Raw genomic sequence first — 8,102 nt, forward strand, 5'->3', positions numbered from 1 at the left:
AGCGTGCCCGTATGCACCGGCTCCCAGTCGAAGGCGTTCTCGGCCACCGCCTCGCGCGCGGCCTGGCATTCCAGCATCTCGAACCGGCTGGCGGGCACCATCAGGGCGCGCGAGGGCTCGTCCAGCCGGTGATTGGCCCGGCCGATCCGCTGCACCAGCCGCGAGGCTCCCTTGGGCGCCGCCAGCTGGATGACCAGATCGACGTCGCCCCAGTCGATGCCCAGATCGAGCGTCGAGGTGCAGACCACGGCCCGCAGCTCGCCCCGCGCCATCGCCGCCTCGACCTTGCGCCTCTGCTCCGCCGCCAGCGAGCCGTGGTGCAGGCCGATGGGCAGATTGTCGTCATTGATCGACCACAGCGACTGGAACACGAACTCGGCCTGCCAGCGCGTGTTGACGAAGATCAGGCTCATGCCGGAGCGCTTGATGGCCTCATAGACCTCGGGGATGGCGTGCTGACCGGTATGCCCGGCCCATGGGACCTTGCCCTCGCTGACCAGCACGTCGACTACCGGCGGCGCGCCGGGGTCGCCCCTCACGATCACCACCCCTTCTCCCCTCGGGGGAGAAGGTGGGCTGCAAAGCAGCTCGGATGAGGGGGCTGGTTCAGGCGGCAGACTGTCCAGCGATGAGTCCGGGGCTGGCAGCCCCCTCATCCGGCCCTCCGGGCCACCTTCTCCCCCGAGGGGAGAAGGAGACAGCGCATCGCCCGGCCGCAGCCAGTCCGCGATCATCTCCGGGTCGTCCACCGTCGCCGACAGCGCCACCCGCCGCATGCCGGGCGCGAACTGCTGCAGTCGCCCCAGACCCAGCGACAGCAGGTCGCCTCGCTTGCCGCTCCAGATCGCGTGCACCTCGTCCAGCACGACGCATTTCAGGTCGGCGAAATAGGCCCGCGCCCCGTCCCAGGCGCAGAACAGGGCCAGCTGTTCGGGCGTGGTCAGAAGGATGTCCGGCGGGAACTCGCGCTGTCGCGCCTTTTTCGACTGTTTCGTATCCCCGGTGCGGCTCTCGACATGGATGTTCAGCCCGATCTCGCGGATCGGCGTCATCAGATTGCGCTCGACGTCGGTGGTCAGCGCCTTCAGCGGCGACAGATACAGGGTGTGGATCCCGCTGCCCGGCCCGAACGCCGGCCGGGGCCCGCGCTCGGCCAGTTCCACCAGAGACGGCAGGAACCCCGCCAGCGTCTTGCCGCCGCCCGTGGGCGCGACCAGCAGGGCGTGCGAGCCGGCGTCGGCGGCCGCGATCATCTCCAGCTGGTGCCGTCGCGGCGACCAGCCGCGCCGCGCGAACCAGTCGGCGAACAGGGGCGAAAGCGTTGCAGGAGCGGGCGGCGGCGTCACATCGCGCCTATAGCATGTTCCCGTTCCGTTTCACCTGCGGAACGGCTATCTATCGGTCGTGTCCGTCGACTCCCTCACATCCTCCGCCGTCCTGACCGGCGCCGAGCCCTGGCTGGTCCTGCCGCCTGCGCTGGCCATTCCGCCCGGGTCCGGCGCGATCTGCGACGCTGACGGGCCGCGCAGGATCGGACGCGGCGCGGCCGAGGGGGCCTTCACCACCGCCCCGGTCATGGTCGCCCACGCCAGCCTGACCGCGCGCCGGCTCGGCATCGCCCCGCCGCCGCGCTCGGCCGAACTGCTGGACGTGCTGGAGCTGTTCGCCTTCGTCCGCCCCGCCCGCTTCTGCGCCCCCTCGCCCAGCGGTCTGGCCCTCGCCATGGGCATGAGCGAGCCGAAGGGGGCGGAAGCGCAGGCCCAGGCCCTGATGGACGCCGCCGCCGGCTTGCTGAAGGAACTGGCCGACCCCGCCTACCCCCAGCGCGAGGACGCCTTCACCCTGGCCGAGACGCTGGGCCGCGCCGGATGGTCGTGGTCGTGGCGCGTCTCGGGCGCCCTGCAGCACCACCCCGTCCGCGACCGCCAGCATCGCGGCAGCGGGCTCGACGCATGGTCGCGCCTGCCGGAGTGGGAGGACGAGGCGCCGCGCGGCGAGGCCGGCTCGGCCCCGGTCGACAGCGAATCCGCCCGCATCCGGCTGGAGAAACTGCTTCAGGCCTCGGGCCTGGACGAGACCCGTCCAACCCAGTCCGACTACGCCGCCGAGGCCGCCTTCGCCTTCTCCCCCCGCAACGAGGAGGGCCGCCCCCGCTTCCTGCTGGCCGAGGCCGGCACGGGCACGGGCAAGACCCTCGGCTATCTCGCCCCCGCCAGCCTGTGGGCCGAGCGCAATCAGGGCGCCGCCTGGGTCTCGACCTACACCCGCGCCCTGCAGCGCCAGATCGACCGCGAGAGCGCGGCCCTGTGGCCCGACCCGGTCGAGCGCAAGAAGAAGACCGTCGTCCGCAAGGGGCGCGAGAACTACCTGTGCCTGCTGAACCTGCAGGAGATGGTGCAGGCGGCCCAGCTGGGGAACGGCGACCTGATCGGCATGGCCCTGGCCAGCCGCTGGGCCATGCATTCCCGCGACGGCGACATGACGAGCGGCGACTACCCGGGCTGGCTGCCCGGTCTGTTCGCGACGGGGCCCAGCCATCAGGCCAGCGCCGCCAACCTCGTCGACCGCCGCGGCGAATGCGTTCACGCCGCCTGCCCCCACTACCGCACCTGTTTCGTCGAGAAGACCATCCGCGCCAGCCGCCGGGCCGACCTCGTCGTGGCCAACCACGCCCTCGTCATGACCCAGGCCGCCTTCGACGGCGCCCGCTCGGCGCGCGGTCTGAAACAGGACGGCGAGACGGCGGCGCTGAAGCGCATCGTCTTCGACGAGGGCCACCATCTGTTCGACGCCGCCGACAGCGCCTTCTCGGCCTGCCTGTCCGGTCAGGAGGCCGCCGAACTGCGCCGCTGGCTGCGCGGGCCCGAGGGCCGCGGCCGGCGCGGGCGCGGTCTGGAACAGCGGCTGGGCGACCTGTGCGCCGACAACGAGGCCGCGACCAAGGCGCTTCAGGACGCCGTCCGCGCCGCCGCCCAGCTGCCCGGCGAGGGCGTCTCGGGCCGCATCGCCCCGGCCTCGGGCGAGGTCAATCCGGTCGGGCCGATCGAACGCTTCCTGCTGGCCGCGCTGGAACAGCTCCGGGCACGGACCAGTGAGAACGCCTCCGGCAGCGGCGCCGAGTTCGGCATGGAATGCTCGCTCCATCCCGTCACCGAACCCGTGATGGAGGCCGCCCGCGAAGCGGCTGCGGCTCTGGCCGCCGTCGAGGCCCCGCTGCTGGCCCTGTCGCGGCATCTGGAGGACATCCTCGACGACGAGGCGTCCGAGCTGGACGGGGCGTCCCGCGCCCGTATCGAAGGCGCCCTGCGCGGCCTCGACCGCCGCGCCCGCATGACCCTGCCGGGCTGGCGCTCCATGCTGGCGGCGCTGGAGGTCTCGTCCGCCGAACCGGATCCCGACTTCCTCGACTGGCTGTCCGCCGAGGCCGCCTTCGGCCGCATCATGGACGTGGCCCTGCGCCGCCACTGGATCGATCCGACCGTGCCGCTGGAGGCCGCGGTCATCATGCCCGCCCACGGCGTACTGGTGACCTCGGCGACGCTATCCGATCCGAACTCGGACGATCCGTTCGACATGGCCCGGCTGCGCACCGGCTCCGCCCGGCTGATCGAGCCCGCCCGGACGCTGAAGGTCGAAAGCCCGTTCGACTACGCCGCCAACAGCCGGGTCATCGTCGTCAACGACCTGATGAAGGACGACACCCGCCAGACGGCGGCGGCGATGCGCGAACTCTTCCTCGCGGCGGGCGGCGGGGGCCTGGGCCTGTTCACCGCCATCCGCCGGCTGAAGGCGGTCTATGAGCGGCTGGGTCCGGACCTGGCGAAACAGGGCATCCCCCTCTACGCCCAGCACGTCGATCCGCTGGAGGTCGGGGCGCTGGTCGACGTCTTCCGCGCTGAACAGGACAGCTGCCTGCTGGGCACCGACGCCGTGCGCGACGGCGTCGACGTGCCGGGCCGCAGCCTGCGCATCCTCGCCTTCGACCGTGTGCCCTGGCCGCGTCCCGACCTGCTGCACAAGGCGCGCCGCCTGCGCTTCGGCGGGGAAGGAGCGGGCGGTAGAAATTTCGATGACGCCCTCGCCCGCGCCCGCATGGCCCAGGCTTTCGGCCGGCTGATCCGCCGCGCCGACGACAAGGGGGTCTTCGTCATGCTGGACGCCGCCGCCCCGACGCGGCTGTTCGCCAGCCTGCCGCCGGGTACGGAGGTCCAGCGCATGGGTCTGGCCGAGGCGGTGGAGCTGGTCGGCGCGTTCCTCAAACCCGAGGGAGAGGCCTAGCCCTCGAAGGTGATCTCCACGCTCTTCGCCGATCGCTCGGCCTCGCCGTGGAACACCGCCTCGATGTTGTTGCCGTCGGGGTCAAGCAGGAAGGCGGCGTAGTAGCCGGGGTGATAGGGGCGCTCTCCCGGCCCGCCGTTGTCCGTACCGCCGGCCGCGCAGCCGGCCTTGTGGAAGGCCTCGACCATGGCCCGGTCCTGCGCCTGGAAGGCCAGGTGATGGCGCCCGGTCAGCCTGCCCGCCGCCGCCTCGCTGTCGGCGGTGGAGATGAACAGCTCATCGACCCAGAACCAGCTGTCGCCCTCGCCGCCCAGCGGCAGGCCCAGGACCTCGAACACGGCGTCATAGAACCGGCGCGTGGCGGCCAGGTCCCTCACCACCAGCTGGATGTGGTCGATCAGCCGACCCCGGTGCAGCGATTGCGTTTCCATTTCCGGCTCCCGCGCTGTGACCCGGATCGAACGGATTCCCCGCCGCCGTCGTTCCCTCGCGGGGTTGCCGGGCCCGGTTCGGGGTTTCATACGTTCGGACTGTCCTGCCCCCTTGTCCCGGAGCCTTGATGAGCGCCCAACCCCGCCACAGCCGCCGCGGCCTGCTGGTCCCCTTCGTCATCGCCGGGGTGTTGCTGGCCGCCTGGACGGGCTGGTGGTTCTATCTGACGCAACAGATCGAGACCCGGCTCGACGCCCAGGTCGCGGCCATGCGGCAGGACGGCTGGCGGATCAGCTACGCCTCGCGGACCACGACGGGCTGGCCCTTCCGGGCGCGGGTCTCCCTTCCCCACGCCGACATCATGGCCCCCTCCGGCCATGGCGTAGCGGCCCCCGAACTGGTCGCCGAAGCCAACGCCTACAACCCCGACAAATGGGTGGTCATCGCCCCCGACGGCCTGACCCTGACCCGCGCCGACAAGGGCAAGGTCGGGATCGACGGCGACGGCCTGCGGCTCAGCGTCAGCCACCTGCGTGAACGCTTCCCCGACCTGCGCATCGAACTGATCCGTCCGACCTTCACCGCCCATCAGGACGCCGAGCCCTTCCCCATCGCCTCGGCCGAACGGGTCCTGCTGAACGTCCGCCCGCATCTGACCGGCGGCCGCGCCGTGACCGACGAGATGGACGTGGCCTTCAACCTCATCGATGCGCGCGGCCGTCCGGGCGGCCCGGTCGAGGGGGCGACGCGGCAGGGTCGCCTGACCGCCCGGATCGAGGGCACGGTCGTCAACGCCAGCAAGCTCAGCGGCATGGACAGCGCCGGCGTCTTCGCCGCCTGGACTGCCTCGGGCGGACGGTTCACCGCCATCAAGGGCGAGCTGGAAGCCGGCGACAGCCGCGCCCGCATTGACAGCGCCGGCCTGTCCGCCGACGCCGAGGGCCGCCTGCAGGGCGAGGTCGCCCTGACCGCCGAGAAGCCCGGCGCCGCCATCGCCGGTCTGGCCCGGTCGCAGTCCGGCGCCGTGAACCGCATCGGCGCCGCCGGGGCCGCGGCGGCCACCGCCGTCTCGGGCGACCAGGGCGTCGATCTGGTCATCCGCTTCCGCGACGGCCGCACCTGGCTGGGGCCGTTCGCCCTGGCTCCGGCGCCGAAGCTGTTCTGATGCTCGTCGAGCCTGAAGAGGACGCCGAACGGCTGGCTCTCGACCGGGCCCTGGCCAACGCCGTCCGCGCCCGTCTGGCCGCCGGCGCGCGCACGCGGCCCGACGCCGACGCTATCGCCCTGCGCCAGACGCTGGCGGGCGAGCCTGCGGCCGGGGCCGCCGTCCTGCGCGCCGTTCTGGGCCGCATCGACGCCGCCTCGGGCGCGCCGCTGGTCGTCTGGGGCTCGGCGAGCCAGACGCTGGCCGCCGACCGCTACGGCCTGACCGCCCGCACCGCCGCCGATCCGGATCAGGCGCTGGCCGTCGTCCGCGACGGCGCCCGCGCCCTGATGGACCTGACGCCCGCCTCGGCCTGGTGGGGCCGCCTCCTCGCCGAGCCGTCCCTGCGCGTCGTCGCCGCCCTGCCCGACGACCGCCACGGTCTCCCGCGCGCCTTGCTGGTGCAGCAGGCGGAACCCGGCCCCACAGGCGACGACCGCACCTTCTGGACCACCGACAGCGCCGCCCCGGCCGCCACGATCATCGAGGCTCTCGGCGCCGCCGGCCTGGCCGCCAGTCCGCTGATCGCGGCGGGCGGCTTGAAGCTGTTCATGCTCGCGGGCTATGTGCAGGCGGAGGACGGGCGGCTTGCATCCGCGCCCGGCGGCCTCAGCGGCGTCATCGGCGCCGCCCCCCAATTCTAGCCGGACTTCTGAAAGCGCCCATGACCGACGCACCCGCCCCCAAACCCGGCATCCTCGACATCGCCCCCTATGTCGGCGGCAAGTCGCGCATCGAGGGCGTGGCCACGCCGATGAAGCTGTCGTCGAACGAGAACGCCCTGGGCGCCGGCGAAAAGGCGCGCGCCGCCTATGAGGCCTCGGTCGCCAACATCCACATGTACCCCGACGGCCGGGCGACAAAGCTGCGCGACGCGGTCGCCGACCACCACGGCCTCGAGCCCGATCGTCTGATCTTCGGCAACGGCTCGGACGAGGTCTTCGCCCTGCTGAACCAGACCTATCTGACCCCCGGCGACAACATCGTCACCGGCCAGTACGGCTTCCTCGCCTACCGCATCTCGGCCAAGGCCAACCAGGCCGAGGTCAAGCTGGCCCCCGAGCCGGGCTTCAAGGCCGAGGTCGACGCCCTGCTGGCCCAGGTCGATGAGCGGACGAAGATCGTCTACATCTCCAGCCCGTCCAACCCGACCGGCAGCTACAACACCGCCGAGGAAACGCGCCGTCTGCACGCGGCCCTGCCCCCGCACGTCCTGCTGGTCATCGACGAGGCCTATGCGGAATTCGTCGCCGAGCCCGACTGGGAGACCAGCTTCCCCCTCGCCCGTGACAGCGACAACATCGTCGTCACCCGCACCTTCTCCAAGATCCACGGCCTGGGCGGCCTGCGCATCGGCTTCGGCTACGCCCCGCTGAAGGTGGCCGAGGCGGTCGACCGCATCCGCCTGCCGTTCAACGTCTCGGTGCCCGGCCTCGAGGCCGCCGTCGCCGCCCTCGGCGACGAGGCGCACCAGAAGGCCTCGCGCGATCTGGTCGAGGCCTGGCGTCCGCGTCTGACCCAGGCCATCAAGGGCTTCGGCTTCGACGTCTTCCCGTCCGCCGGCAATTTCGTGCTGGTCCGCTTCCCGGACGAGGCCCGCAACGCCGGCGCCGCCAACGACTATCTGAACTCGAAGGGCATCATCGTCCGCCCCGTCGGCGGCTACGGCCTGCCCGACTGCCTGCGGATCACCGTCGGCACCGAGGACCAGAACCGGGCGGTGATCGACGCTCTGAGCGAGTTCGCGGCGCGCTGACTACTGCCGCCGGAACAGCCGGCTCGCCGCCCAGCCGGTGAAGGCCGCCAGCAGGACGCACAGCAGGCCGTAGGTCCACGGCCGCCGATGGGCGAACTCGAAGACGTCGCGTTCGAAGCCGACCTTCTCGACCGTCAGGGTCAGGTTGCTGACCGATACGGGCTGGCCGTCCTGGAACAGCCAGACCTCGGCGAAATACCGGCCCGTGGGCGCCACGGCGGGCAGTTTGACCTCGGCGCGGAAGAGGCCGCGATCGACGAATTCCACGCCGTCCGGGTCGGTGTTGTACAGGGCCGCCGCCTCGCGTAGGCGGATCACGGCGCGGCGATAGTCCAGGTAGTCCTCGCCCAGCCGGCTCACGACCACGTCGCGCACGCCGTAGCGGGTGACGGTGCGGCTCTCCTGCGGCGCGTTGATCCGCAGGTGATCGAC

7 protein-coding genes are annotated in these 8,102 nt (G+C 72.0%); 4 read left to right on the forward strand and 3 right to left on the reverse strand.

Translation table 11 applies throughout. The features are described from left to right. Positions 1–1,253: DEAD/DEAH box helicase (locus V6M42_RS09440; protein WP_332678318.1), on the reverse strand; the 1,253-nt coding region annotated here is incomplete at its 3' end. Between the two features lie 184 nt (positions 1,254–1,437). Here V6M42_RS09440 and V6M42_RS09445 point away from each other — a divergent pair. After that, on the forward strand, positions 1,438–4,278 hold the full coding sequence (locus V6M42_RS09445; protein ID WP_442880946.1) for an ATP-dependent DNA helicase: 2,841 nt from the start codon (positions 1,438–1,440) through the stop codon (positions 4,276–4,278). Here V6M42_RS09445 and V6M42_RS09450 read toward each other — a convergent pair. Continuing rightward, positions 4,275–4,709, reverse strand: coding sequence for a VOC family protein (locus V6M42_RS09450; protein ID WP_332678315.1), 435 nt, complete (start codon positions 4,707–4,709; stop codon positions 4,275–4,277). The genes V6M42_RS09445 and V6M42_RS09450 overlap by 4 nt on opposite strands. A gap of 128 nt (positions 4,710–4,837) precedes the next feature. Between V6M42_RS09450 and V6M42_RS09455 the strand changes: the two genes are divergently transcribed. The 3 genes from V6M42_RS09455 to hisC are packed head-to-tail and all read left to right on the forward strand — an operon-like array spanning position 4,838 to position 7,670. Next, positions 4,838–5,875 carry a DUF2125 domain-containing protein gene (locus V6M42_RS09455; protein ID WP_332659672.1) on the forward strand — a complete coding sequence of 346 codons (1,038 nt, stop codon included), beginning with the start codon at positions 4,838–4,840 and terminating at the stop codon, positions 5,873–5,875. Further along, positions 5,875–6,558 carry a hypothetical protein gene (locus V6M42_RS09460; RefSeq protein WP_332678316.1) on the forward strand — a complete coding sequence of 228 codons (684 nt, stop codon included), beginning with the start codon at positions 5,875–5,877 and terminating at the stop codon, positions 6,556–6,558. The genes V6M42_RS09455 and V6M42_RS09460 overlap by 1 nt, the downstream gene beginning before the upstream one ends. A gap of 20 nt (positions 6,559–6,578) precedes the next feature. Further along, positions 6,579–7,670: a histidinol-phosphate transaminase gene (hisC, locus tag V6M42_RS09465; protein ID WP_332659670.1), complete on the forward strand. Its 1,092-nt coding sequence runs from the start codon at positions 6,579–6,581 to the stop codon at positions 7,668–7,670. Here hisC and V6M42_RS09470 read toward each other — a convergent pair. Beyond that, a partial coding sequence (locus V6M42_RS09470; RefSeq protein WP_332678317.1) for a TIGR02186 family protein occupies positions 7,671–8,102 on the reverse strand: 432 nt, incomplete at its 5' end.

The organism is Brevundimonas sp. (genome assembly GCF_036677305.1).
Classification (GTDB): domain Bacteria; phylum Pseudomonadota; class Alphaproteobacteria; order Caulobacterales; family Caulobacteraceae; genus Brevundimonas.

Excerpts from the sequence above, each read along its gene's own strand:
- V6M42_RS09450 (WP_332678315.1), bottom strand. The coding sequence starts at position 4,709 with ATGGAAACGCAATCGCTGCACCGGGGTCGGCTGATCGACCACATCCAG.
- V6M42_RS09455 (WP_332659672.1), top strand. The coding sequence starts at position 4,838 with ATGAGCGCCCAACCCCGCCACAGCCGCCGCGGCCTGCTGGTCCCCTTC.
- V6M42_RS09460 (WP_332678316.1), top strand. The coding sequence starts at position 5,875 with ATGCTCGTCGAGCCTGAAGAGGACGCCGAACGGCTGGCTCTCGACCGG.
- hisC (WP_332659670.1), top strand. The coding sequence starts at position 6,579 with ATGACCGACGCACCCGCCCCCAAACCCGGCATCCTCGACATCGCCCCC.